Raw genomic sequence first — 23,969 nt, 5'->3', positions numbered from 1 at the left:
CGACAACCGCCGGTGCAGATCCGCGTCGATACCGACCGTGACGTAGTCACCCCGGTAGGTCATCACCGCCGGACGCGGACGGTCCGTGGGCAGCGTCAGCTGATCCGGCAGACCCGCCAACGCCTCGGTCCAGTAACCGATCTGCGTGGCGAACAGACTGTCAGGGTCGTTCTGGTCGCCGAGAAGTTCGTTCTGCCACAGCGTGTAGTCCGCGTACTGCACCGGCAACGCACGCCACTCCGGCACCCGCCCCTCCACCCGCGCCGTGTAAGCACGCGTGAGGTCGGCGGCGAGCGGGCCCAACGACCACCCGTCACCCGCGATGTGATGCACGACCAGCAGCAGCACGTGTCGGTGTTCGGACACCGTGAACAACTCGGCGCGCAGGGGGATTTCGGCTGCCACGTCGAAGGCGTACCGGGCCGCTGATTTCAGGGCCTCCGGCAGCTCCGTCTCGGTGATGTCGGTGGCGGGCAACTCGACGCTCGCACTGTCGAGGACGCGCTGGTACGGAGCGCCGTCGGCCTCGGGGAACACCGTCCGCAGGCTCTCGTGCCGGGCCACCACGTCGCCGAGAGCGGCACGCAGCGCGTCACGGTCCAACGTGCCGGTCAGTCGCACGACGAGAGGGATGTTGTAGGTGGCACTCGGCCCCTCCATCTTGTGCAGGAACCACAGCCGCCGCTGGGCGGACGAGAGGGGAAGGGCCGGCGGGCGTTCCCGCGCCGCCAGGGGCGGACGAGCGGGTCCCGCGGTGTCGAGGAGTGCCGCCACCGCGGCCGGCGTCGGCCCGTCGAACAGTGCGCGCAGGTCCAGTTCGACTCCGAACGCGGCGCGGATCTGACCGATGAGACGGGTGGCCAGCAGCGAGTGCCCGCCCAGGTCGAAGAAGTCGTCGTCCACGCCGGCCCGCGGCAGCCCCAGCACCTGCGCGAACAGATCGCACACGATCTGCTCCTGCGGCGTGCGCGCCTCCCGCGCCGACCTGGGCACGGTGAAGTCCGGCTCCGGGAGCGCCGCCTTGTCCAACTTGCCGTTGGCGGTGAGCGGCATGCGGTCCAGTACGACGACGGCGGCCGGCAGCATGTAGTCGGGCAGTCGGCCCCGCCCGAACTCCCGTACGTCTTCGGCGCGGAGGGCTCCCCGTGCCACCACGTAAGCGATGAGGCGGGCATCGCCGGACTGCTCCTCACGGACCACCACCGCCGCCTCGGCGACGTCCGGGTGGTCGGTGAGCGCGTTCTCGATCTCGGCGGGTTCGATGCGGAAGCCACGGATCTTGACCTGGTGGTCGGCGCGACCGACGAACTCCAGCTCGCCGTCCTGGTTCCACCGCACCAGGTCACCGGTGCGGTACATCCGCGTGCCCGGCTCAGCCGCGTACGGATCCGCCACGAACCGCTCGGCCGTCAGGCCGGGCCTGCCCAGATAGCCGCGGGCGACACCGGCCCCCGCGACGTACAGCTCCCCCACCACGCCGGGCGCCACCAGCTCCAGCCCCGGACCGAGCACATACGTCCGCAGGTCGGGGATCCCGACGCCGATGACGCTGGCCGCCGCCGCGGTTGCTCGCTCCCGGGTCAGCGGCTGGTACGTCACGTGGACCGTGGTCTCGGTGATGCCGTACATGTTGATCAGGGCCGGCGTGTCGTCGGGGTGGCGGCGGTACCAGTCAGCGAGGCGGGAGGGTTGGAGTGCCTCGCCGCCGAACACCACGGTGCGCAGGGCGAGTCCACGGCCCGGCGGGGAGGTGTCGGCGTCGGCCTGCGCCAACTGGTAGAAGGCCGACGGCGTCTGGTTGAGGACGGTGACGCCGTGATCGGCCAGCAGGTCCAGGAAGGCGCCGGGCGTCCTGCTGACCTCGTAGGGCACCACGACCAGCCGGCCGCCGTGCAGCAGCGCTCCCCACAGCTCCCAGACGGAGAAGTCGAAGGCGTACGAGTGGAACAGGGTCCACACGTCGTCGGGGCCGAAGCCGAACCACTTCCGGGTGGCGTCGAAGAGCCGCACCACGTTGCGGTGGGCGACGACGACGCCTTTGGGTCGGCCGGTGGAGCCGGATGTGTAGATGACGTACGCGGGATGATCGGGCGCGAGCGCGGTGACAGGGTTGTCCACGGACCGATCCGTCACGTCGAGCCCGTCCAGCAGCAGTACGGGCGTCCTGCTCGCCGCCTCCACCGAGGCACGGTGCTCGGTCGTCGTCAGCACAAGGGCCGGCCCGGCGTCGGTGACCATGTAGGCCACACGGGCAGCCGGATAGGCCGGATCAACAGGGAGGTAGGCCGCACCCGCCTTCAGCACCGCCAGGACGGCCACCACCAGATCCGCACTCCGAGGCAGAGCCAGAGCCACCACGTCCTCCGGACCGACACCACGCCCCAGCAGCTCATGAGCCAACCGGTTCGCCCGCTCGTTCAGCTCCCCGTACGACAGCCTGGCCCCGTCCCACACCACCGCCACCGCACCCGGCGCCGCCGCCACCCGCGCCTCGAACAACCCCGGCAACGTCGCACGCGACGCCACAACAACCGCAGGCACCCCCAGCACAGCCGCCCGCTCCTTTGCGGACAGCAGATCGATCCGCCCGATCGGCCGGGAGGGATCCGTTGCCGTGACGGCTCGCAGGGCCGTGCGCAGACGCCGGTGGTGAACGGCCAGTTCGTCGCGCGTGCACAGTTCGGGGTGGGCGTTCACGTCGACGGCGGGCCCGGCGCCGTCGCGTCGGTCCCACACGGCGAGGGTGAAGTCGCCCACCAGGCCGGAGGAGAGGTTGTGCGCGGTGGTCGGCAGTCCGGCGAAGGTGATCGCGTAGTCGAAGGACATGACGTTGACGACCGGTGCGTACCACGTTCCCAGGCGGCCGGGCAGTGCGAGGTCGCGCTGGATGTCCTCGGCCCGGTACCGCTGGTGGCCGCCCAGTTCGCGCACCCGCTTGCCGATCTGGGCGAGGAGTTCGGCGAGCGTCAGCTCCGGTCGTAGCGTGAGCCGGAGCGGTAGGACGTTGGCGGCCGTGCCGGGGGTGCGGCGCTCCACCTGGGTGAGGCGGGCCGTCACCGGCAGGCCCAGGACGACGGTGGCTGTGCCGGTCGTCCGGTGGACGTGGAGGGCCACGGCGGCGATGACCAGGTGCGACCAGGGGGTGCGGGCCCGGCGGGCCGCGTCGCGCAGTGCCGTGTGTTCCGCCGGCTCCAATGCGGTGGTGTGCCGGAGATAGCGCTCCGGCGTGGTCGAAGGCGTGCCGACGATTCCGGCCGGCTGCGGACGGTCGGCCAGGCGTTCCATCCAGTACGCCCTGTCTCGACCGAATTGCCCCGATGTCCGGTAAGCCTGTTCGGCCGTGATCAGGTCGGACAGCGTGCCGAATGGGCTCGCTCCCACCGTGCCGCCTCCGGCCAGTGCGGTGTAGACGTCGGCGACCCGGCGTGTGATCAGCAAGGACCCGAAGGCGTCCATCACGGCGTGGTGGTAGCCCTGGTACCACCAGAAGCGGTCGGCGCTCAGCTTCAGGAGCGCGTACTCGAACAGCGGGTCCTCGGTCAGGTTCATGGGCCGGGCGACCGCGGTGTCCATCCAGGCGCGTGCGGCCTGTTCGGGGTCCGGCTCCGCACTCAGGTCGGTGACCGCGAGCGGCCAGTCGGCAGGCTCCTGGAGGGCTTGCCGGACCTCGCCAGGTTCCTCGACGAAGCGGACGTGCAGCGCCTCCGCCTCGGCGACGACGAGTCTCAGGGCTTGCGCGAACAGCTCCGGGTCCACGCCTCCGTGGATCTCCAGGTACTCCCCCACCCGGAAAACGCGATTCCCTCCGCCCAGCCGCTGCTCGGCGATCCATATTTCGCGTTGCGCAGCCGTGAGGGGCAGCGTGGTGCCGGCACTGACGGACAAGTCTCCACCTCCGAGAATTCCCCCGCGCGGACGGCCGGAGAGGCAGGAATGAAAAGATCACAATGTCCTGGAAAACGCGTCGTCAATTCGATCGCGCAGAAGTGAAACGGCGACCTCCGCTCTGTCGGAGCGACGCGGATCGCCGTGTGTGTACAGGAGCCGGACGTAACCGCCCGGAAACGCGACAGAGGGAACCTAACCCCCGGAGATCCGGAGGGTCAAGGAGATCAATCGGCTATGCCACGTGCATGTCCGGGCCGTGTCCCGCCGGCGGGACACGCGGGACAACCCGGCGGGACCCGCGCGCACGCCCGGCATCGGCCGCGCTGCCCGCCGATGCGGACTAGCGACCAACTGCCCCCGGATTGGCTGGTGAAGGACCGCCGCCCGCGCTTGCGGCGGAGCGTGGCCGATGCTCGCCACACGCCGGACGGAGTCCTTTCCCGCGGGCTGTTCCCTGCCGGTGCGGCGACCGGCGCAGGGACCCGCGCGTCGATCGCGGGGCGGTTCGCCTTGATCGGCGGGCTCTTGCCCGCCGATTCTCGGCGGTGTTAGCTTCACTTTCCACAAATGCCGATCGCACGTTTCCCGAGGCTGTTTCACAAAAGGAAACCCGTATGGCAAAAACGCAGTGGGTAAGTCATCTGCTGAACCGTGGCGCGGACGACGACCCGTGGGCCGTTTCGAGCACTTCGGTCACCCGGGGACAGTTACGCGGTGCGGTAGCCGAGTTTGAGGAGCGTTTCCGGAAGCAGGGAATCGGCGAAGGCAGCTCGGTTCTCCTGAGGATGACGCCGAGTTTTACTTACATTCAGGTCCTGTTGGCTCTGTGGAGCCGTGGGGCGCAGGTGGTTCTGGTCGACTTCCGGCTGAAACCGGCAGAGTACGAACCGATGGCGCAGCTGGTGCGTCCGCAGTACCTCGTCGCCGCGTCCGGCGCCGGAGGGCCGGTGGCCGGATTCCGTCAGGAGTCCGACTTCACGGTCCGGCAGCTGCCGGACGGCCGGCCCGCCGTCGACGGCATCCGACTGGTCCAGTTCAGCTCGGGCTCGTCCGGCCGGCCCAAGGTGATCGGCCGCCCCGCCAACTCCGTGCTGGCCGAAATCGACCGGCATGCCGCCCTCCCCGGAATCCCTGGCGCGGGCGACCGGATGATGTTGCTGAACTCGGTCATGCACAACATGGGCCTGGTCAGCGGCGTGCTGCACGCCCTCGCGTCCGAGGCGACGCTGATCATCCCGCCGACGCTGCGCCCGGCCGAGGTCGTACGGCTCATGGCAGCAACCGGGACGACCGCCGTCTACGGAACGCCCGTCCACTACGACCTGCTGTCCCGCGTCGCCGACCGGCCCCGACTGCCCGCACTGCGCCTTGCGGTGTCCGGCGGCGAGCGGGTGCCGCAGGAGACGTACGAAAACTTCCGTGCCCACTTCGGCCTGCCGATCAGCCCGGTCTACGGACTGACCGAGATCGGGCTGATCGCGGGTGACCTGTCCGGCACGTCTGCCCCTCCGCAGCTGGGGCTTCCGGTGCCAGGGGCCGAGGTGAAGGTCGTCGACGAGGAGCTGTATGTGCGGATGGACCACTCGCCGTATCTGTACGGCGAGCACGCGGACCGCTACACGGACGGCTGGCTGCGGACCTACGACCGGGTCCGGCAGGACCCTGCGACCGGGGCGCTCAGCATGCTCGGCCGGGTGGACTCGCTGGCCGTGATCGGCGGACTGAAGGTCGACCTCGCGGAAGTGGAGAACGTCCTCCTGACCCACGACCGGGTGGCGGAAGCCGTCGTGACGCACGGAGAAGTCATCGAGGCGTTCGTGGGCGCCGACCCCGCCGTCGGCGCGGACGAGTTGACGGCCTGGTGCCGGGAGCGGCTGAGCCCCGTCAAGGTCCCCAAGAGGTTCCACGTCACGCGACTGCTGCCGCGGAACTCGATGGGGAAGCTGATCCGCGACCGTGCGCTGATGCACGGACGCGTCCTGTCGGAATCGCCCTCGCGGGCCCAGGGGGACCGGTGATCTCGAAAGACGACCTCAGGGCGATATTGACCGAGAACGCGGGACTCGGGCCGCCCGAGGAACTGACCGACGACGCCGAGCTGGTGATCGACTCCTTCACCCTGGTGGTCCTTCAGCACGTACTGGAGGAGCGGCACGGCGTGGTCATCGACCCGCAGTTCGACGACATGGGCCAGTTCACCTCGATCGACGGCATCCACACCTACGTGACCAGGGTCGCGCAGGAACACTGACCGGCACACCTGGCCCCCCATCCGACCGCATGCGCAGGGAGCGATGATGAGCAACCCCTTCGAGAACCCCGACGGCACCTTCCTGGTGCTCGTCAACGACGAGGGCCAGCACTCGCTGTGGCCCTCGTTCGCCGAGGTGCCCGCGGGCTGGACGGTCGCGCTCGGCCAGAGCGACCGCCAGACCTGCCTCGCCTACGTCGAGGAGCACTGGACCGACATGCGCCCGCTGAGCCTCGTGCGCCGATAGGAGACCTCGATGGACGACGCCGCATTCCAGCAGCTGCTGTTACGGGAGGAGGACCTCGAGGAGTCGTTCTACGGCGAGGAGCCGAGCGCCGCCTACGATCCCGCCTTCGTCTCCGGCGACGAGTCGGGGCGGGCCATCGTCGACCTGACCAACATGCTCACGCACGGCACACATCCCGAGACGGTGCACCACGCCTCCGCGCTGTTCACGAACGTCGTGGGATCGGTGGTGTTCCACCATGTCGCCCAGTTCGGCCACGGGACCTGCCGGCAGATCTACCAGGAGCTCTTCGACGCGGTGCACGCCTGCGCGCAGTACCGGATGGAACTCAACGACGGCGTGCAGCTCGACATCTCGAGGGTGGACCTGGGGCCTGTCGAGCTGGGAGACGGCGGCTTTCTGGTGCGGTGGCTGTCCGCCGTCGACCACTTCCGCATCGAGACCGCCTGGGTGATCGTCGCGAAGGACGACATTCTCACCTTCGTCAACGCCCGTGTCCCGGACGAGTCGGAGATCCAGCGGCTCGCACGCATCGCCGTCGACCGCGTCACCGAACCGACCGGTGCGTCATGACGTCCACGGCAGCCCTGGTCGACTTCGCGTTGGCGCTGGAGACGGTCGAGGAATGGCTGACCGAGTACATCTCAGCGAGCCATCCGGAGATCGGCCGCACGGGGCCCATCTGTCCCTTCGTGGCACCCTCGCGCAAGAACCGGACGATGGAGATCCGCCTGCGGTTGGCCGGCCACGCGCCGACCCTCGAGCTGATCGAGGAGATCGCCCGCAGCAGTCTGCGAGAGTACGAGCTGACGACCTGGCAAGGCCGCAATCCCATGCTGCGGGCCATGGTGGTCGCACTTCCCGACCTGCGCAGCGAGGACACCGGACTGCTCGACCAGGCCCATGCCCGGGTGAAGGACGCCTTCGTGGCACGGGGGCTCATGATCGGCCAGTTCCACGAGAACTGCGAGGTGACGGCCGCCCGTAACCCCCGCTTCGCGGTGAGCAAGGCACCCTTGCCCCTGTTCGCCATCCGCGCCATCGCCCTGCACGACGTCTTCTTCCTGTCCGAGCGACCGCACTGGTTCCAGCAGTACCGGGAGCGGTTCGGCAAGTTCTTCGGACCGGGGTCCACCGTGATGGACCCGGTCTTGGTGGAGCGCTACCAGGAGGCCGAGCAGGCTTACGGTGGTCCGCCGCTGTAGGTGCCGGCGACCGCTTGGCCACCGGTGTTCGAAGCGGGACTCGGCGATGCAGTTGCGGCAGACGCGCTGCCCGTCGAGCGGCTTGTCGATGTGCACGACCCGGTGGCAGCGAGTGCAGGCGGGCCGGACGATTCCGGCGACCCCGGCCTCGTGCAGCAGGTCGATGAACCGCAGGATGGCGCGGTGCGGCGCCAGGTGTCCTTCCCCGGTCAGCAGGCGAGGGTTTTCCTCCAGGGCCCAGACCACTCGCTGGCGATAGTGAGGACGGTGGGGTGCCGACCGGCGGAGGGCCTCGGCGACCGCGTCACGGTCGGCGTCCGGGGCGATCGCGGTGATCTGTTCGTGGACGACCGCGGCAGGATCACGGTCGTCGCAGGGCGTTGCCCGGTCCGCCGTCCGACTGCCGGGAGCCCCGGTGACCACGGTGGTACCGGGTGCCGTCATCGAGCCGACGCAGCACCGCCGGGGCCGGCCGGCCCCCGAGGACTTCCCTCTCTGCGGCCATGCCGGGCCCACCTGTCCCCTTCGACCTGGCCTTCGCTTCCTCGGCCGCGCCTTTCTCCAAAGCGGTGATGACCTCCTCGCCGATGCGCATCCCAGCGGCGTCGTGGTGGGCACGCGCGGTAGGGAGTCGATACTGACCAGTGACCGGTCTGCCTTCGCCCCGCTTCGCGGCTTCCGCCATCAAGCCCCCCAGCAAAGCCTCGAACACCTGCGTCACGCCACTGCCGGTCTCGAACTGCCGCATCACGCACTCGAACTGCCGGCGCGGCCTCTCGGGGGTCTGGGCCGTACTCTCCGATGGCAGATCCGGTCCGGTGAACTCCGACTCAGGAAGCGTCAGTTGTACTCGCGTCACGCAGGTGATCTGCCGTTCCAGGCCCCGGCGGCGAGAGCGAACTCCGGGGCTGCCATCGTCTGCCATCGAGTCGAAACAAGCTCAGCCGAGACCACGGTGGGCGGCCCACAACGCCCCGGCACGGCTGGCAGCGTCGGCAATCAGGGCCGCCAGCTCGGGTTTATCGGGGACGGGGAACGACACATAGGCGCCCCGACCACCCCCGACTGGCCTGCCGTATGCCTTTGCGGCGAGGTGACCATCCGGGAGAAGCCGGACATTGAGTGTGGTCAGCGTGAACACCTGACCGCGTCGAGTGTCTGTCCAGCGGAGCGCCTGCGGGATCGTGACATTGATCGCCAGAGCACTCACTTCCAGGTCGCTACTCATGGACGGATGATCTCACGCAAGTCGCCGCAGGAGGCCGCCACCGGCTTATGCAGCAGACAGTTTGATCACGACTCGATACGCACCCCAGCGCTGTGACCGCATAGACACCTCAGGCGGTCCTACGTTGTTGGCGGGTCGGACGGGCCGTCGTAAGGTCCGGAGATCCAAAGACGCCGGGTATGGCTTTCAGGCGGTTGACGGACCCTGCGAGCGACAGCATGATGACCGACTGCGTGGCCTACGCCGGACCTCCCGCGACCGTCCCCGGCGCGGTCTCCCATCGTGGCATCGGCCCAGGCCGCGTATGGCACGCCTGCTCGGCCAGTTGCCGGCAGCTCTTGCGTTCGGCGCTCGACAGCAGCCCGAGCAGGTAGGCGCGGACCGCGGCTCGGGGCTCGACTCGCCTGGATCTGCGCGCGATCCGGGCCATGTGGATCGAGCAGGACTGGGACGATGCCGGCCGATCGCTCCGTCAGACCGGCCACCCGCGGGCAAGCGGATTCCGCATTGTTCATCGCCGGAGTTCCCATTGCGCCTTGAGCCAGCAGGACGGCCTCCTCACTGCGGATCAGCCAACATCGTCCAACAATTGCCCAATCTCGTGCCATTGTCGGCAATTGCCGCGCGGCTAGGGTCCGTAACACGAAATTCGCGCTGTCTTGACGGGTGCCGCGATGTCGTGCAGCGCGGCCGTGGCCCGTTTTTTGATCAGAGCGAAAAGCCGAGTCGTTTCGTGGAGGTTAGCCATGGTTTCTCGCAGGTCGGATTCCGCCTCGGGGGGCGGCGCGAGTCGTAGAGATCTGCTCAAGGCAGCAGCTGCGGTGACCGGTGGTGCCGCGCTGGGCCTCTCAGGCGTGACGGCGGCCGCAGCGGCCGGTAAGCCGCGATCCCGTGCCGGGCGAACGCTGGTCGGAGCGATCCGCTGGGATGCCTACGCGGGCGGGCAGACCATGCACGGAATGGGCACCAACCGCATTCTGTCTCCCGAGAAGTTCCACTTCCGGATGCCGTTCTTCTCCAAGATCACTGTGCCCGCCCCAGTCCTGCTCGACCAAGGGTTCGACACGGAGACGACGGGTGCCGCCCCGTCCGGCTGGACCGTTTCGGCGGGCACCGGCACCAGCGTGGCGGTCGTGCAAGTGCCCGATCGCCAGGGAAAGAGCGTTCGGCTGCGCGATACCTCCGCCACGGGGACGGCGACGATGGCGCGCGCGTTCGCCGCCCAGAGCAGAGCCATCACCGTGCGGTGGGACTGGAAGGAGACGACCGCCGGCGGCTGGTCACGAGCGCTGGTCACGGGCGGATCGACCACGGTCGTCGACATTGCCACCCAACGCGATGCCACCGGCAGGCAACTCGCGTACCGCACGCCGTCCGGAACGTGGCAGGTCCTCCAGGCCATCACGGACGACACCTGGTACTCGATCAAGGTCACCATCGACCCGGCCCCGCCCCAAGGTGCTACGCCGTGGGTGGACATCTTCGTCGACGGGGTACGCAAGGCCCACCACGTCCCGCTGCTCGGCTCCCCCGTCTCATTCGACAAGCTGCACTTCCAGACCAATCCGACCCAGACCTCTGATCTGTATATCGACAATGTCAACGTTGTGGTGACCGAGTCCGTCAACTGCGAGGGAACCAGCCAGGAGGTCATGGACCAGGAAATCCGGTACGCAGCCGCGGCCGGGATCGACTACTGGGCCTTCGACTACTACCCCCAGCAACCATTGGCACGGGCTCGAGAGTTGTACCTGTCCAGCAAGCTGAAGAACCAGATCAATTGGTGCGCCATTCTGGACGGGAACTTCATGGCGCAGTACGACGCGAATCTGACGGAGCTTGTGGCGCGGTTCGGCGAGTCGAACTACCAGAAGGTCCTTGACGGTCGCCCACTCGTCTACTTCTTGAACAACGCAACCGCCGACAAGCTCGCCAAAATGCGGTCGAAGGCGACCAGCGCGGGATTGCCCGATCCCTACATCGTGGTCATGGGATGGACCGCGCAGGGCGTGGCAGACCTGAAGGCTGCGGTTGGCGCGGATGCGGTGAGCCGCTATGCGACAGGACAGACCAACGGGGCACCGTATTCGTCGCTCACCGGTCTTGAGACGAGCTTGTGGTCCGATTACGCGGCTGCGGCCGGGCAGGTCATTCCGACAGTGTCAACCGGTTGGGACCCGCGGCCGATGTACGAGTACCCGGTGCCGTGGGGGGTCCAGCCTTCCGAAGATTACCTGGGCCTCAAGGACCAATGGACCCAGCAGGCGACGCCGACGGAGATAGCAGATCACCTCGGGGACGCGATCGGCTGGACCAATTCCCACTCGGCGAATGTTCCCGCGAATGCCGTCCTCATCTACGCATGGAACGAACACCTTGAGGGAGGGTGGCTCTGCCCGACTCTGTACGAGATGCAGAATTCCGGCAGACCACTGCGCCTGGACGCCATCGCCGGAGTCCCCCGAACCGCCTGACCTGCGCAAGCCGTACCGCCCCCAGCGGACCGGTTGTTCACCCGACGTGACGGCGGGTTGCTCATGCTCCGTTCGTGGGATGGATGCTGCCGCCGGATGCGGTGCGGGCGGGCAAGTCGGTGCGGCCCAGACCCGGTCGCTGGATGGGGAGTTGGATGCGCTTGCACCTCGGTGGACGAGGTGTTGGCGCGTCCGGCATCGCGGGAGAACCTGCGGGCAATGGTGCGTGGGCCGCTCAGCGAGGTGCCGCGCGCCCCGGACGGCGGTGAGGAAGGCCATGGCAAGCAGTCAGTGTGGTTGGGCTGCGTTCACAACCGGTTTCGGCAGTGGCGTGACACCGGCGTCTTCGAGGCTCTGCCGGCGGGTCTGATCGCGGAAGCGGCGCAGCGGGGTGCGGTGGATCTGTCCCTGGTCCGCATCGGCTCCGCTGCCGCCGGAGCGGCCTCGAAGAACAGGACGGGCAGGACGCCGAGACCGATCCCGGGCGGGCGATTCGCTGGGCAGCCCGTACTGGATCGGGAAGGCGATGGAGTACGTCCAGAGCGCCGACTTCTTCCCTGGCCGGAGCTGGTCTGACGCCGAAGGCGGCGGGGCCGGGGGCCGTTCAGGCCAGTTCCTCCGACACGATGTCGACGGTCCGTCCCCGGGCATTCGTCGCCCATATGGACAGCGCGTCGAAGGCGGCGTGCCGGGCGATCTCGAACGGGATGCGACGACCGTCGACGAGCGTGACGAGGTCGGGCGCGTCGGCGTCCACGACGGACTCCCGCTCGTCCTCCCAGTCGATGTTGTAGCCGACCCAGACCACCAGCTCGAAGGTGTCCTCGCCGTCGGCGTCGACATACACCTGGTCGGCGCGGCGAGTCCGCAGGGTGTCTGCGTCCCAGCTGTCGCAGAACATCGCGTCATGGCCGTGCGCCGCGCCGTCGAACAGCAGAATCCGCTGTCCCGACTCGGTGACCGCATACACCAGCGCGGGCGCCTTGTCACCGACGATCAGGTCCTCCAACCGCTCCCCGTAGTAGCGCAGTTGGAACCGGGTCCGGCCGTCATCGGACCGCAGCCGTGCGGCCCAGCCGACCTCCAGCAGTCCTGCCCAGACACGTTCGGATACATGACAGGGACGGTCTGCCGGCTCGGTCAGGCCGACCAGATGCGGCGGACCGAGGCGCGTCGCCGCCCCAGGCACGGACTTGCCGTTCGTCATGCGCTCAATCATCGGGCATCACAAACCCGATGTGGTCGGCTGTTCCCCGCTGAGGCAGTGGTCAGGAGAGCCAGTCGGTGTAGTGGGTGGGGGCGATGCGGGCGTTCTTTGGAGCGGTGAGGACGTCGCCGTGTGCGGCGGCGAACATGCCGGCGGTGTCATCCGTGATGACGGAGCGGCTGTCGCTCTTGGCGGTCAGGGTGAGGCGGCCGAGTTCGTCGAGGGGGTACACATCGGGACCGGCGATGTCGACGACGCCGTTCAGGGGGCTGCCGGCGGCGACCTCGGCGACAACACGGGCGACGTCCGCTGCGGCGATCGGCTGAAGGGGCGTGCGCGGCAGACGGACGGTGTCGCCGTCGGCTGTCATGGACAAAGTGGCGTCCATGAACTCCATGAACTGCGTGGCCCGGACGATGGAGTAGGGGATCGGCCCGGCCTTGAGGATGTCTTCCTGAAGCACCTTGGCCCGGTAGTAGACCAGCTCGGGCACCTGGTCCACGCCGACGATCGAAAGGATGACGAAGTGCCCGACCCCTGCCTTCTCGCTCACGGCGAGAAGGTTGTCCATCGAGGTCTGGAAGAAGGGGAGCGAGGCGTCGTCGAAGGTCGGGGAGTTCGTCAGGTTGACGACGACATCGGCGCCCGCCACGGCTGCTTCCAGCCCTTGGCCGGTGATGAGGTCCACCCCTGTGGACAGGGAATGCGGGACGGCTTGGTGCCCGGCCGCGTTCAGGTTCTCCACGACACGGGACCCGATCAGCCCGGTTCCACCGAATACTGCGACCTTCATGGCACTCGCCTTCTTTCCATTCGTATGGCGTTCACGGACCTGATGGGGAGCTGTTCGCCGGGACGGCGGTGGCGTCGGCGGTGGCGTCGACGGTGCCGGGCTCCGGCGGTGTGCCGGGTGCGGTGCGGTAGAACGCGTCCGCGGGGACGCCGGCGGCGACGCCGAGTTCGGTGGCGACCGCGGAGATCGCGGAGGCGCCGACGGCGAGGTCGGCCCTGCCGTCGTAGGTGAAATACGGTGCGATGAACCTCTCGTAGTGGGCTCGGGCTTCCGTCTCGGTGTGTCGGCCGAGGAACGCCCGGATGTGCCGCAGTGTGGTGCCGGGTTCGTCGTGGATCACCTGGAGGGCACGCCGGTGGGCTCGTACGACGGCCTGGACCGCGGGGTCGTCCGGGTGGACGCGGGTGGCGTCGACGGCCACACCGACGGTGGGGATCTGAAACTGGTCGCCCACCCAGCCCAGTACCTTCCAGCCGTGCTCGGCGGCTACCGCCTCCGGTGCCATGGTGCTGCCGACCAGGGCGGCGTCGATCCTGCCTTCACGCAGCCGGCGCAGGTCCATGCCGTAGTCGCCGGGCGGGCGGACGATGGTGTGGATGTCGCGGTCCGGGTCGAGACCGGCCCGGCGCAGCACGATCCGGGCGAAGCACCCCGGTGCCGTACGGGCGGGGTGCACCGCCAGCCGCCGGCCCGCCAGGTCGGCCAGGTGTGTCGGGCCGGGGCGGGCGAGGAACCAGAACAGCGGGCGGTGGGTGTGGACACTGAGCGCGACCCACGGGGTGCCTTCGGTCAGTCGGGACAGCAGTGCCCGGCCGAGCCCGATGGTCGCGCCGTGGCGCAGCCGCTCGTCGTCCCAGGAGCAGCCGTCGCGCAGTGTGACGTGGACGCCCTCGTCCCGGTAGTAGTCCTGCTGGTCGGCAACATAGGCGACCAGTTCCTCGTGCAGGCCCCGCCCGACGTAGGTGAGATCGATCGTGTGCATGAACGCTCTCCCTTGGTCGCGTCGATCGCGAGGCCGCGTGGTCTTGGTGTGAGCCTGCGTGGTCCCGGTGTACGGGGCGGGCGGGGCGTCAGTACATGGCCATCCCGCCGTTGACCGCGGCGGTGGTGCCGGTCATGAAGGCGTTGTCCTCGCTGGCGTAGAAGGCGACGGCGTGGGCGACGTCGTCCGGGTGTGCCAGCCGGCCCAGGGGGGTGGCGGCTATCTGCCGTCGTTTGTGTTCCTCGTCCAGCACGTGTGTCATCCGGGTGTCCTCGACCGGGCCGGGCTCGACGACATTGACGGTGATGCCCTGCGGGCCCAGTTCCTGGGCGAGATACCGGGCGAACTGCGCCAGTGCGGCCTTGGCCGTGCCCAGGGCGATCATGCCCGCCCGGGGCCGGCGGCTGAGGGCGGTACCGAGATAGATGATGCGTCCCCAGCCCTGTTCGGTCATGGCGGGCAGGACGGCCTTGGTGACCGTGAACGCCGCGCGCATCTCGTCGTCGAGTTTGCGGCCCAGTTCTTCCCAGGTCATGTCCCGGAACGACTTGATCGCGTACGGGGTGAGCGCGTTGTTCACGAGCACACCGATACCGCCCCAGGCCGACTGCACCCGCTCGATCATGGTCTCGACCGCCGCGGGATCGCGTACATCGGCCCGCACGGCCATGGCCTGACCGCCCGCGGCCTCGATGCCAGCGACGACCTCCTCGGCCGCCGCGCCGCCGTGGAGGTAGTCGACCGCCACCCGCATCCCCCGGGCGGCCAGCAGGCGCGCGGTGGCCGCACCGATTCCGCTGCCGGCCCCGGTCACCAGTGCCACCCTGCCGGTTGCCTCAGTCACGGACCCACCTCCGGACGATCGGCACGAGCGGCCTGCAAGGAAACGGCCAGCCTGCCGCCTCCAGGATCAAACAGGTCGAGCTGTGCGTGCAACGCGTACGGATCGGCACGCGGGGCCGTGCCAGCGAGCACCGCTCCCCCAGGACAACACGCCCCACCACAACAGAGCATGTGCGCGGCGGGCCGGGCTGGCGGGCGCTGCTCCCCAGGACAACACGCCCCACCACAACAGAGCATGTGCACGGCGGGCCGGGCTGGCAGGCGCTGCTCCCCAGGACAACACGCCCCACCACAACAGAGCCTGTGCACGGAGGCCGGGCTGGCAGGCGCTGCTCCCCAGGACAACACGCCCCACCACAACAGAGCATGTGCACGGCGGCCGTCGGCATCGCGGTGGTCGGTTCCGGCCGCGGGCGGCCTCTCGGTCCGGCCGCCCTGCGCGGTGAGGTCAGCAGGCCGGTGCCGGCAGGTCGAGTCGTCCGTCGTGCACCTCGGCGATCCGGTCGACGGCGCTGAGGTGGGCGCGGTCGTGGGTGACCAGGACGGTGGCGGTGGCCCGTTGGCGGGTGAGGCGGGTGATCAGCTCGACGACGGCGGCTCCGCGTGCGTGATCGAGCGCGCTGGTGGGCTCGTCGACCAGGAGGACGGCGGGGTCGTTCATCAGCGCGCGGGCGATGTTCACACGCTGGCGCTGGCCGCCGGAGAGCTGGTGGGGGCGGCGGTGCGCGAGGTTCGCGAGGCCGACCGCGTCGAGGAGTTCCATGGCCCGGCCGCGGGCACTGGCCGGGCGGCGGCCGTCGATGTGGGCCATGACCTGGAGTTGCTCGGCCGCGGTGAGGGAGGGCAGCAGGTTGGGCTGCTGGAAGACCATGCCGATCCGGTGGCGGCGCAGATCGGTGAGTTCGCCACGGGTCATGCCGGCGGTGGGGGTGCCGTCGATGGTGACGGTGCCGGCGTCGGGGCTGATCAGGGTGGCGGCGACGGCCAGCAGGCTGGATTTGCCGGAGCCGGAGGGGCCGACCACGGCGGTCAGGCTGCCGTGGGGGACGTCGAGGGAGACATGATCGAGGGCGGTCAGACGGGAGTCGCCGTCGGGATAGGTGAGGGTGATGTCGGTCAGGTTCAGGCTCATCGGGCGCTCCCGAGGGCGGTCAGCGGGTCGACGGAGGTGATGCGGCCGACGGCCAGGGCGGCCCCGAGCACGCCGAGCAGGATCATCACCGAGGCCGGGACGAGAACCGTGGCGGGGGTGAGGACGAAGGGCACGGCGGACCCGGCGACGGCGGCGCCGATACCGACGGCGATGCCGGTGCCGATCAGGGTTCCGCCGGTGAGAAGGACGAGGGCCTGGCCGAGGGCGTCCTTGAGCAGATGGGCGGTGGAGGCGCCGAGGGCCTTCAGCACGGCGACGTCGCCGCCGCGCTGGATCGTCCACACGGTGAAGAAGGCGCCGATGACCAGGGCGGAGATGGCGAACAGGAAGCCGCGCATCAATTGCAGCGAGCCGTTCTCAGCGGTGTAGGAACCGATCGCGGACAGCGAGTCGTCCCTGGAGACCGTTTTCGTGCCCGCTGCCTGGTCGGCCGCCGCGACGTCGACGCGGGAGGTGGTGTTCAGAGCGATCACGGTGGCGGTCGGGCTGCCGCTCCTGCCCATGGGCGGCGCGATCTTCCGCCAGATGTCGAGGCTGGTCCAGATGACCGGAGTGTGGCTGAAGGAGGCATCGCCGCGCACGGCGGCCACCGTCAGCCGCTGCCCGGCGAGGGAGAAGGTGTCGCCCGAGTCCAGACCGAGGTCGTCGGCGGCCGTGGTCGACAGCACCACCGTGTCCTCCTTGATCTTGTCGCTGTCCGGGGCGAGACGGGAGCCGGGCCGGACGCCGAAGGCGCTGACACCGGCGCTCGTGCGACCGGCGGTGGCCTTGGCGGTGGTGATGCCCAGCGGCTCCGCCCGGGTGACGCCGGGCGTCCTGGCCCACCGCTGCCACTGCTGTTCGGTGACGGTGGAGTTGGCGTACGACAGCGCCTGCCCGTCCCCGGGAGCGTCGAAGGCGATCTCGCCGGCGGGCAGGCCGGTGATGGCGGAGACGTTCTGCCGGCTCAGCCCGGCGGTCAGCCCGGACAGCAGACCGACCAGCAGGGTGATCAGCACGATGACGGTTGCCATCAGGGCGAACCGCCCCTTGGCGAACCTCAGATCTCTCCAGGCGACGAACACGACCTTGGCCTGCCCTTTCCGGTGATGGATGCGGTACGCCCCCACCGTCTCCCGTGGCACCGCGGGTGGGCCTCTGGCAGGGGATCGCACTTCGCGGATCGATGGGCAGCCCTCGGGTTGTGACTTTCGATGGAGGCCGCACGGAGTCTGTTTCCTTAGGCTGGGAGGGCTGTGAACCCTGTGAGCCCTGCCCCAGTCCCTGCCCCGACCCCGACCAGCCGTGCCCTGGCCTGGTGCCTGCACCTGCTGGTCATCGGCCTGCTCGTGCTGGCCGGCGCCCGCGCCCTGGCCGACAGCCGGCCGCACGCCGGGTGGATCGCCGCGATGACGGCGGCCTGCGCCCTGGCGTACATGATCGGGCCGCTGCTGCCCCGGGTCCGCCGCTCCCGGCGGGCCGCCGCCGGGTGGCTGGCCGTCGTGGGCGCCGGCTGGCTGGCGCTGCTGGTCCTGTCCCCGGACGGGGTGTGGGTGGCCTTCCCGCTGTACTTCCTCCAGCTCCACCTGCTGCCCCGCCGTGCCGGACGCGCCGCCGTGGCCGCGACCGCTGTGGCCGCGATCATCGCCTTCGCCGCCCACCAGGGTTCCTTCAGCATCGCCATGGTGATCGGTCCCGCCCTGGGCGCCGCCGTAGCGGTCGTCGTGGTGTGGGGATACCGGGCCCTGTACCGGGAGAGCGAACACCGCAGGCGACTGATCGAGGAACTCACCGCGACCCGCGCCGATCTGGCTCAGGCGCAGCACACGGCCGGGGTGCTGGCCGAACGTGAGCGGCTGGCCCGGGAGATCCACGACACCCTCGCCCAGGGCCTGTCCAGCATCCAGCTGCTCCTGCGGGCCGCCGAACGCGCCCTGCCCGACCGGCCCGACACCGCCGCCCGCCATGTGCAGTCGGCCCGCCTGGCCGCCGTGGACAATCTCGCCGAGGCCCGCCGCTTCGTCGCCGCCCTCACCCCGCCCGCCCTGGACGGCAGCACCCTGGCCGACGCCCTGGAACGCCTGTGCGCCGACGTCGGCGCCCGCCACCGGCTCACCGCGCGCTTCCACCTCGCCGGCCCGCCGGCCCCGCTGCCGACCGCGCACGAGGTCGCCCTGCTGCGCATCGCCCAGTCCGCCTTGGCCAACACCGTCCGCCACGCCGTCGCCACCACCGCCGAGGTCACCCTCACCTACCTCGGCGACCACATCACCCTGGCCGTCGTCGACGACGGTACGGGTTTTGACCCGGCGCGGGTGCCCGCACCCGACCCGCGAAGCGGTGGCTTCGGTCTTGCGGCCATGCGCGCCCGCATGCATGCGCTCGGCGGCACCCTGACCCTCGAATCCGCCTTCGGCCGCGGCACCACCCTGGCCGCCCGGCTGCCCCTCGCCCCGTCCGCCGAACCCGAACCCGAGGCCCGCCCGTGAGCGACACTCCCATCCGTCTCCTTCTGGCCGACGACCACCCCGTGGTGCGGGCCGGGCTGCGCGCCGTCCTGGAGACCGAGCCCGGCCTCGTCGTGGTGGCGGAAGCCGCCACCGCCGAGGACGCCGTGGCCCGCGCCACCGCGGGCGACATCGACGTCGTGCTCATGGACCTGCAGTTCGGTACGGGCATGGGGGGCGCCGAGGCCACCGCTCGGATCACCGCCCGACCGGGCGCTCCCCGTGTTCTGGTCGTCACCACGTACGACTCCGACGCGGACACCCTGCCCGCCATCGAAGCCGGCGCCACCGGATATCTCCTCAAGGACGCCCCTCCCGAGGACCTGGCCGCCGCGGTGCGCACCGCCGCCGCCGGCCGGACCACCCTGGCCCCCGCGGTCGCCGAGAGGCTGCTGAACCGGCTTCGCACACCTGGCGTCGCCCTGACCCGGCGCGAGACCGAAGTCCTCGCGCTGGTCGCCGACGGGCTGTCCAACCAGGCCGTCGGCCGCCGCCTGCACCTCACCGAGGGCACCGTCAAGTCCCATCTCACCCGCATCTACACGAAACTCGGCGTCGACTCCCGCACCGCCGCCGTCGCCGCCGCCACCGACCTCGGCCTCATCCGCCGCTGACCGGACACATGGCATGGCGTCCTGGAGCCACGGCCTGCCCTGGGCCCGTCGATGACCGGTGAGAATGTGTGCGGGGCGGGGCGAAGGGCTGCCTTCATTCATCCCATTGGTCGAGGAGCGCGTCGGCCAGGTCGGCGCCGTGTGCCGCGGCCCCGCCGTCGATGGACTGCTCGGTCCAGATGATCTTGCCGTGCGCCGTGTGGCGGGTCCCCCAGCGCTCGGCGAACTGGGCGATCAGGAACAGGCCACGGCCGCCCTCGTCGGTGATGGCCGCCCGGCGCAGGTGCGGCGAGGTGCTGGAGCCGTCGGCGACCTCGCAGATGAGGTTGCGCTCGTGCAGGAGGCGCAGCCGGATGGGCTGGGTGCCGTACCGGATGGCGTTGGTGACCAGCTCGCTGGTGATCAGCTCGGTGGCGAAGGCAAGCGGTGCAAGACCCCAGGTTTCCAGCTGGCGGCCGACGTCGGAACGGATACGGGAGACCGCCGCCGGGTCGGAGGGAATGTCCCATGCGCGGACCTGGGCGGGGTCCACGACGCGGGTGCGAGCGACGAGCAGGACGACATCGTCCCGGGGGCGCTCGGACAGCAGCGTCTCGACCAGCGCACGGCAGGTCTGTTCCGGGGTTCGGTGGGGCCGGGCCAGAACATCTCGCAGCAGGTGCAGGCCCGTGTCGAGATCGCGATGACGGTCTCCGATCAATCCGTCGGTGAACAGGACCAGCCGGCTGTCCTCCGGCAACCGCAATGTGGCGGTTTCGACCGGGAGACCGCTGCCCAGCCCGAGCGGCGGCGAGAGAGGGGTGTCGGGAAACGTGACGGTGCCGTCCGGGTGGATCAGAGCCGGGCCGAGGTGCCCGGCACGTGTGATGGTGCATGATCCGGACACCGGATCGTAGACCGCGTACAGGCAGGTGGCCCCGGTGACCTTCTGATCGGCCTCCGCACCGCTCTCGTCGGCGTCCATGTGCGCCACCAGCTCGTCGAGAAAGCCCAGCAGTTCGTCGGGGGGCAGGTCCAGGGCGGACAAGTTACGCACCGCCGTACTCAGCCTCCCCATGGTCGCCGCGGCGTGCAGACCATGGCCGACCACATCGCCCACCACCATCGCGACCCGCGCCCCCGGGAGCGGGATCACATCGAACCAGTCCCCGCCGACCCCCGCCTGTGCGGGCAGATACCGCCAGGCGATGTCCAGGGCGTCCTGCTGCGGCAGCCCCCGCGGCAGCAGACTGCGCTGCAAGGTCACGGCCGTCGCATGCTCCCGTGTGAACCGCCGGGCATTGTCGAGACATATGGCCGCCCGCGCCGCCAGCTCCTCCGCGAACGACAGATCCTCCTCCGCGTAGGCGGGCGAGTCCGCCGTACGCCAAAAGCTCGCCAGTCCCAGCACCACGCCCCTCGCCTGGAGTGGCACCGTGACCAGGGAGTGCCAGCCGTGCTCCAGCGCGCTCCGTGCCAGGTCGGGGTTCTGCGCCTGCCATCCCTTCGCCTGCCGCAGATCGGGCTCGTGTTCCGCCCGTCTCCGCTCCAGCGCCCGCGCCTGCGGTGTCGTCGGCAAAAACGTGATCAACTCACCCGGCGGGGTCAGCGGCAGTCCGTGGAGCCGGCCGCTGATCGCCGTGCGCCGCATCTGCCGGGGCCGCTCCTCGCCCGGGTCGTGCCCCTGTATCACCGCATCCAGGAGATCCACGATGACGCCGTCGGCGAACCGCGGCACGGCCACGTCCGCCAGTTCCTCCGCGGTGCGGACGACATCCAGCGTGGTCCCGATCCGCAGCCCGGCGTCGTACAGGAGTTTCAGCCGGCCCCGTGCCTCTTCCGCCCGCCCCGACACCAGCGCGAGTTCCGTGGTGTCCCGCAGCGTCACCACATGGCCGGCGTGCCCGCCGAACGGGGCGGTGGGTCGCTTGTTCACCGCGAGGAGCCGGTCCCCGGCCAGATGCACTCCGTCCGTGACCGGCTCGCCCGACGCCAGCAGCCGCGCCGTCCTGCTGTCCAGGCCCAAGTCACCCACGTGCCGCCGCTCAGCGTCCGCCGGCAGATCGAGCAGCCGCTGTGCCTCGTCGTTGACCAGTAGCAGCCGGCCGTCGGCTCCGATGATGAGCACGCCTTCCCGGACCGCGTGCAGCACCGCATCGTGGTGCTCGTACATCCGGGTCATCTCCGTCGGTCCCAGCCCGTGCGTCTGCCGCCGCAGCCGCCGGGAGACCAGGACCGTCCCTGCCGTGGACACGACGAGCGCGGCCGCACCGGTGCCGATGACGATCGGGAGCTGCTGCTGGGCCAGTCTGGTCACGTTCTGGACCTTGACCCCGGCGGACACCAGGCCGGCGACCGAGCCGTTGTCCCGGAACACCGGGACCACCGCCTGGATGGCCGGGCCGCTGCCCCCGGGCAGCGGCGGTCCTCCCTTCGATCGCTCAACGGTGACGCGGCCCGCCAGCGCGGGCCCGATGGGGCCGGAGAACTTCTTCCCGATCGCCCCCGGGAAGGGATGCGTATAACGGATCCCATGGGTGTTCATGACGACGATGAAGTCGACACCCGTCCGTTTCCGGGCCGCCTCCGCGCGCGGTTGCAGCACCGCCGTGGGATTCGGGCCGTCCAGCGCCGCCACCACGCCCGGTGAGTTCGCGAAGGCCTCGGCGGCGGTCACCGACTTCTGCTGCGCCTCCCGCATGCTGTACTGCTGCGCGAGCAGCACGAGGGCGATCACCCCGGCCGCGACCAGCAGCACCACGATGACGACCTGCGCGACGAACACCTGTCCGGCGGCGCTGCCCAGGTTCAGCAGGGAGCCGAGTCCCGAACGCGAACCGGTGGCCGGCCCGGGCTCGGCACGCCGGTTCGCCCGCCGCACACCGGTCCCGCGGCCCGGGGCTGTGGACCCATGCCGATCAGGCGGCGGACCTGCGAAGAGACGCGGGAGCCACCGCCGGTTTCGGCGGTAAAAACCACTTCACCTTCTGTTCATAGCATTATTTCCGTTATGGGGTGAATGCTGGTGTGGTGGCATCAGCGGCGCACGGCTCAGGCCGGATAGGGAGCGGACGCGCGTGCCGTGTGGAGTGCGGCCGCCCACCAGGTCAGCTGGTCGAGCAGGGTCTTGGCGTATCCGGCGGCCGCGGGGTCGAGCGGCCGGCCGTCCTGCCAGGCGGTGTAGTAGTTCGGGAAGACCAGACCGTCACGGACGGTCACGGCGTGCAACTCGGTCAGTACGTTCTCCAGGTGCAGCACGGCGTGCCGGCCGCCCGCCGCTCCGCCGTAGCTGGCGAACGCGACCGGCTTGGCCGTCCACTGGGTGAAGTGCCAGTCGATGGCCGCCTTCAGGGACGCGGGATAGCTGTGGTTGTACTCGGGTGTGACCACGATGAACGCGTCCGCGTCCGCCAGGGCCGACGTCAGACCGGCCAGGCCGGCCGGGCGCGGGTAGTCGGCGCCAGCGGCCTTCGGTGACACGGCGGGCAGCGCCAGGGGAACGTCGAACTCGGCGAGATCGACGACCTCCACCTCGAAACCGCCGTGCAGACGGGCCTGTTCGGCGACCCACGCCGCCACCACCGGGCCGAACCGGCCTTCGCGGACGCTGCCGACGATGATCACCAGCTTGTGTGTGTTGTCCATGCCGACCACGGTCGGGCCTTCGCCCGGCCGCAACCAGACCGTGCTGAGGCTGGCCCTCACAGGGCCACCCTCGGCCCGCCGCGACCCGTCGACGGCGCCGTATCCTCGCTTCATGGGCACGCCACTGGGGGATTTCGTCCGGGCCAAGCGCGACAGCATCCAGCCTCAGTCGCTGGGGCTGCCGGATCACGGCCGCCGACGGTCGCCGGGGCTGCGCCGCGTGGACCTCGCGGCACGGGCCGGTATCAGCGTCGAGTATCTGACCCGCATCGAGCAGGGCCGTGACCGCAATCCCTCGGTGGCCGTGGTGAACGCGCTCGCCGACGCGCTCAGCCTCGGCCCGTCGGAGCGCGACCATCTGCGCTACCTCGCGAAGATCACCGGGGGTGTGTGTTCCGCCCACAGCCGGCCCGCCCCACCGAGCCGGGACGTGCGACCGTCCGTCCGGCAGACGCTCCGGCTCCTGGAACCGGGCATCGCCATGGTGACCAACCGGCTGGGCGACGTGCTCGCACACACCGGCGGATTCGCGTCCCTGACCGGCGATGCCGGGCTGCTCGACGCCGACGGCCCGAACCTCACCCGTTACGTCTTCACCGACCCCCGTGCCAGGACGTTCTTCGCGGACTGGGACGCGGTCGCCGACGAGCAGGCCTTCGACCTGTGGCGGGGACCCTCCGTCGAGAGCGCCGAGTGGCTCACCGCACAGCTCGCCCCCGTGGCCGGCCCCGACTTCACGCGCCGTCTGCACGGCCACGCGATCCCGCCACGCGGGGTGCTCCGGCTCAACCACCCGGCGGGACCGGAACTCCAGCTGCTCCGCGAGACGCTGGAACTTCCCACGGACGCACAGCAGTTGGTCGTCTTCCTCCCCGCGGACGACCGGACGGCCCAGGCGATCGACCGGCTCCGCCGGCCCCACGGCCGGCTCCGGGCCATCTCGTAGTACGCCCCGCTCACGCACTGACTCGGTC

At 70.0% G+C, this 23,969-nt stretch carries 20 protein-coding genes and 1 pseudogene; 9 read left to right on the top strand and 12 right to left on the bottom strand.

Annotated features, from left to right (window positions below; all coding sequences use genetic code 11):
• Positions 1–3,885, bottom strand: a 3,885-nt coding sequence (locus ABT245_RS12075) for a non-ribosomal peptide synthetase (RefSeq protein ID WP_351732097.1), incomplete at its 3' end; no start/stop codon positions are given.
• 617 nt (positions 3,886–4,502) lie between these two features.
• Here ABT245_RS12075 and ABT245_RS12070 point away from each other — a divergent pair.
• From ABT245_RS12070 to ABT245_RS12050, 5 genes are read left to right on the top strand one after another with little or no spacing between them, the layout of a single operon-like run.
• Positions 4,503–5,906 carry a class I adenylate-forming enzyme family protein gene (locus ABT245_RS12070; RefSeq protein WP_351732095.1) on the top strand — a complete coding sequence of 468 codons (1,404 nt, stop codon included), beginning with the start codon at positions 4,503–4,505 and terminating at the stop codon, positions 5,904–5,906.
• Positions 5,903–6,139, top strand: coding sequence for an acyl carrier protein (locus tag ABT245_RS12065; RefSeq protein WP_351732093.1), 237 nt, complete (start codon positions 5,903–5,905; stop codon positions 6,137–6,139). Before ABT245_RS12070 ends, ABT245_RS12065 begins: the two co-directional genes overlap by 4 nt.
• 46 nt (positions 6,140–6,185) lie before the next feature.
• Entirely contained in the window at positions 6,186–6,386 is a 201-nt protein-coding gene (locus ABT245_RS12060) for an MbtH family protein (protein WP_043382691.1), read from the top strand.
• A gap of 9 nt (positions 6,387–6,395) precedes the next feature.
• Positions 6,396–6,959 (top strand): hypothetical protein, encoded by a 564-nt coding sequence (locus tag ABT245_RS12055; RefSeq protein ID WP_351732090.1) that lies wholly within the window; start codon positions 6,396–6,398, stop codon positions 6,957–6,959.
• A complete protein-coding gene (locus tag ABT245_RS12050) occupies positions 6,956–7,591 on the top strand; it encodes a DUF6875 domain-containing protein (RefSeq protein ID WP_351732088.1) in 636 nt (211 codons plus the stop codon). The genes ABT245_RS12055 and ABT245_RS12050 overlap by 4 nt, the downstream gene beginning before the upstream one ends.
• 361 nt (positions 7,592–7,952) lie before the next feature.
• Here ABT245_RS12050 and ABT245_RS12045 read toward each other — a convergent pair whose 3' ends face one another.
• The 3 genes and pseudogenes from ABT245_RS12045 to ABT245_RS46040 all read right to left on the bottom strand — a co-directional run.
• Positions 7,953–8,339 carry a hypothetical protein gene (locus tag ABT245_RS12045; RefSeq protein WP_351732086.1) on the bottom strand — a complete coding sequence of 129 codons (387 nt, stop codon included), beginning with the start codon at positions 8,337–8,339 and terminating at the stop codon, positions 7,953–7,955.
• A 192-nt stretch (positions 8,340–8,531) separates the two neighbouring features.
• Positions 8,532–8,819 carry a hypothetical protein gene (locus tag ABT245_RS12040; protein WP_351732083.1) on the bottom strand — a complete coding sequence of 96 codons (288 nt, stop codon included), beginning with the start codon at positions 8,817–8,819 and terminating at the stop codon, positions 8,532–8,534.
• A gap of 280 nt (positions 8,820–9,099) precedes the next feature.
• Positions 9,100–9,249: pseudogene (locus ABT245_RS46040) on the bottom strand (IS701 family transposase); the annotation flags it as partial.
• 391 nt (positions 9,250–9,640) lie between these two features.
• On the opposite strand from ABT245_RS46040, the gene ABT245_RS12035 reads away from it, so the two are divergent.
• On the top strand, positions 9,641–11,293 hold the full coding sequence (locus tag ABT245_RS12035) for a glycoside hydrolase family 71/99 protein (protein WP_351732081.1): 1,653 nt from the start codon (positions 9,641–9,643) through the stop codon (positions 11,291–11,293).
• A 604-nt stretch (positions 11,294–11,897) separates the two neighbouring features.
• Here ABT245_RS12035 and ABT245_RS12030 read toward each other — a convergent pair.
• The 6 genes from ABT245_RS12030 to ABT245_RS12005 all read right to left on the bottom strand — a co-directional run bounded on the left by ABT245_RS12030 (position 11,898) and on the right by ABT245_RS12005 (position 17,335).
• The gene (locus ABT245_RS12030) at positions 11,898–12,500 is read right to left on the bottom strand and encodes a hypothetical protein (RefSeq protein WP_351732078.1); all 603 of its coding nucleotides are present in this window, start codon (positions 12,498–12,500) and stop codon (positions 11,898–11,900) included.
• Between the two features lie 61 nt (positions 12,501–12,561).
• On the bottom strand, positions 12,562–13,293 hold the full coding sequence (locus ABT245_RS12025; protein WP_351732076.1) for an SDR family oxidoreductase: 732 nt from the start codon (positions 13,291–13,293) through the stop codon (positions 12,562–12,564).
• Positions 13,294–13,324: 31 nt separating this feature from the next.
• On the bottom strand, positions 13,325–14,275 hold the full coding sequence (locus ABT245_RS12020) for an ABC transporter substrate-binding protein (RefSeq protein ID WP_351732073.1): 951 nt from the start codon (positions 14,273–14,275) through the stop codon (positions 13,325–13,327).
• A gap of 88 nt (positions 14,276–14,363) precedes the next feature.
• Complete coding sequence (locus ABT245_RS12015; RefSeq protein ID WP_351732071.1) at positions 14,364–15,119, bottom strand: SDR family NAD(P)-dependent oxidoreductase; 756 nt, start codon at positions 15,117–15,119, stop codon at positions 14,364–14,366.
• Between the two features lie 447 nt (positions 15,120–15,566).
• Positions 15,567–16,250 (bottom strand): ABC transporter ATP-binding protein, encoded by a 684-nt coding sequence (locus ABT245_RS12010; protein ID WP_351732068.1) that lies wholly within the window; start codon positions 16,248–16,250, stop codon positions 15,567–15,569.
• Positions 16,247–17,335 (bottom strand): ABC transporter permease, encoded by a 1,089-nt coding sequence (locus tag ABT245_RS12005; protein WP_351732116.1) that lies wholly within the window; start codon positions 17,333–17,335, stop codon positions 16,247–16,249. The genes ABT245_RS12010 and ABT245_RS12005 overlap by 4 nt, the downstream gene beginning before the upstream one ends.
• A 180-nt stretch (positions 17,336–17,515) precedes the next feature.
• On the opposite strand from ABT245_RS12005, the gene ABT245_RS12000 reads away from it, so the two are divergent.
• Together ABT245_RS12000 and ABT245_RS11995 are read left to right on the top strand one after the other, a co-directional pair.
• Positions 17,516–18,739, top strand: coding sequence for a sensor histidine kinase (locus tag ABT245_RS12000; protein ID WP_502982111.1), 1,224 nt, complete (start codon positions 17,516–17,518; stop codon positions 18,737–18,739).
• Positions 18,736–19,371, top strand: a complete 636-nt coding sequence (locus tag ABT245_RS11995) for a response regulator (protein WP_351732063.1) — start codon at positions 18,736–18,738, stop codon at positions 19,369–19,371. The genes ABT245_RS12000 and ABT245_RS11995 overlap by 4 nt, the downstream gene beginning before the upstream one ends.
• 94 nt (positions 19,372–19,465) lie before the next feature.
• On the opposite strand, the gene ABT245_RS11990 is transcribed toward ABT245_RS11995, so the two are convergent.
• Together ABT245_RS11990 and ABT245_RS11985 are read right to left on the bottom strand one after the other, a co-directional pair.
• Positions 19,466–22,231 (bottom strand): SpoIIE family protein phosphatase, encoded by a 2,766-nt coding sequence (locus tag ABT245_RS11990; RefSeq protein ID WP_502982110.1) that lies wholly within the window; start codon positions 22,229–22,231, stop codon positions 19,466–19,468.
• A 170-nt stretch (positions 22,232–22,401) separates the two neighbouring features.
• Positions 22,402–22,995 carry an NADPH-dependent FMN reductase gene (locus ABT245_RS11985; RefSeq protein ID WP_351732061.1) on the bottom strand — a complete coding sequence of 198 codons (594 nt, stop codon included), beginning with the start codon at positions 22,993–22,995 and terminating at the stop codon, positions 22,402–22,404.
• Between the two features lie 112 nt (positions 22,996–23,107).
• Between ABT245_RS11985 and ABT245_RS11980 the strand changes: the two genes are divergently transcribed.
• Positions 23,108–23,941, top strand: coding sequence for a helix-turn-helix domain-containing protein (locus ABT245_RS11980; protein WP_351732059.1), 834 nt, complete (start codon positions 23,108–23,110; stop codon positions 23,939–23,941).
• The last annotated feature ends 28 nt before the right edge of the window (positions 23,942–23,969 follow it).

It is taken from the genome of Streptomyces sp. NPDC001508 (genome assembly GCF_040298665.1).
Classification (GTDB): Bacteria; Actinomycetota; Actinomycetes; order Streptomycetales; family Streptomycetaceae; genus Streptomyces.
The sequence above is the reverse complement of the archived record's forward strand: the minus strand, read 5'-3'. Positions and strand labels throughout refer to the sequence as shown.